2 protein-coding genes are annotated in these 1,780 nt (G+C 72.9%); both read left to right on the top strand.

Annotation, left to right across the window (positions count from 1 at the left end; all coding sequences use genetic code 11):
• The coding region (locus HUX53_RS03145) for a GNAT family N-acetyltransferase (protein WP_176401663.1) at window positions 1–751 on the top strand (751 nt) is incomplete at its 5' end.
• Window positions 752–873: 122 nt separating this feature from the next.
• On the top strand, window positions 874–1,770 hold the full coding sequence (locus HUX53_RS03150; protein WP_176401664.1) for a hypothetical protein: 897 nt from the start codon (window positions 874–876) through the stop codon (window positions 1,768–1,770).
• The last annotated feature ends 10 nt before the right edge of the window (window positions 1,771–1,780 follow it).

The following is a 1,780-nucleotide window of genomic DNA, read 5'->3' on the forward strand; positions in this document are numbered from 1 at the left end:
GCCCGGCACCGGGCGTCCGGGGGAGATCGACGTCCAGGTGCGTCCCGGCCACCGCCGCCGCGGACTCGGCCGCCGCCTCCTCACCGCCGCCGCCGAGGGCCTGCGCGCCGACGGCCGCATCAGCGTGATCGCACAGGTTCTCGCGGGCACCCCCGCCGTCCCGTTCCTGGAGTCGCAGGGCTTCGAGTGCGTCCTCACCCTGCGCGGCATGCTGCTGCGCCTGCAGGACGTCCCCCCGGAGCGCATTTCGGACCTCCTCGCCAAGGCGCCGGCCGGCTACGACCTCGTCCACTGGCAGGGCGCCGTCCCGGACGAGCACGCCTCCGCACTGGCCCGCGCGAAGCACGCCATGGCCGACTTCGCCGAGTACGAGGGCACAATGTGGGACGCGCACCGCGTCCGCGAGATGGCCGAGGTCGTTGCCAAGCGCGGCGACGCCCTGTACACGGTCGCCGCGTTGCACGGCGCCACGATCGCGGGCTTCACCGAGATCGTCGTCCCGCACGACTCCGCCGGCCGCGCCGCCCAGTACGACACGGCGGTCGTCCCCGAACACCGCGGCCGGCGCATCGGCATCTGGGTGAAGGCCGCGATGCTCGCCTGGCTCACCACCGAACGCCCCGACGTCCGCGAAATAGAAACGGACAATTCGGGCGACAATGCCCACATGATCGCCGTGAACGAAGAGTTGGGCTTCCGCACCGAACGAGAATCCCTCGAATACCAGGCCCCCGTGACCGTCCTCCCCTGACCGCCCCGCGGGTCAGGCGGCGTTGTCCACAAGTCGGCGTTTCCGCGCGGAGGCGGCTCCGCCGCGGAAAGTGTGGTCGTGCGCGGCCCGCACCGGGGCGCGACGCGATCGGGGAGGCTGGCATGGGGGAGCGGTTCGTCCTGACGGCGCCCGAGGCGGTGAGCGCGCGCTTTCTGGTCGCGACCGGCGCGCGGACCGTCCCGGGACCGCGGTATCTGCGGGACGCGCTCGGCGAGCGCGGGCTGGGGCGGGCCGCCGCGGGGCTGCTGGCAACGTCGCGGCTGACGATCGAGCCGGTGACCGAGGTCACCGCAGACCTCAAAGAGCGCCTGCACCGGCTGACCGGATCCCCGGACCGTCTCCGCGACGTATTCGGAGCGGCCCGCCACATCACCGTCACCACGACAACCCACCCCGCCGACCTGCCCCGCACCGCGCAGGCGACCCGCCTCGCCGCCCGCACCCTGGCCGCGGCCGTCCGCGGCACGGTCGCCGACCTGGACACGGGCCAGATCCTCCCGCCCGAGGACGCCCCGCCCACCGAACCGGACACGTTCGTCCTCGGCACCGACCGGGCGCCGGTCTACATCACCCTTGAACCGGAGGACGCGACCCGGGCCAGAGCCGAGACGGCGGGCCTGCACCGTTTCGGCCTCCCCGAGATAACGACACGCCGCGTCCCCTACGCAAGCATGCTCACGGCCGCCAACCTCGTCCGAGCCCTGGCCTGGCAACTGTTCGCCGAACAAACAGCCTGCCTCGCAAGAACCGGCGGAGGAACACACGACACCCCCGCAGAGAGACACGTGGGCGAGGACGACGTCATGCGCTTCTGGGGCGCCGCCCAGGAACGAACGAAGACGACCGCGCGCGTGCGGCTCGCCTGGGCCGAGACCGCCTGCCCCGGCTGCCCGGCGGCCATCGAGGCAAAGCCCGCACACCCGGACCCGCAGACCTGGTGGACCGACTGCGCAAAAGCGATGCCAAAACTCATCCGAACCGCCCCACCCGCCCACTGACCCCCCGCAC

This window comes from Actinomadura sp. BRA 177 (genome assembly GCF_013372625.1).
Classification (GTDB): Bacteria; Actinomycetota; Actinomycetes; order Streptosporangiales; family Streptosporangiaceae; genus Spirillospora.

Coding starts and splice junctions, on each gene's coding strand:
- HUX53_RS03150 (WP_176401664.1), top strand. CDS start 874: ATGGGGGAGCGGTTCGTCCTGACGGCGCCCGAGGCGGTGAGCGCGCGC.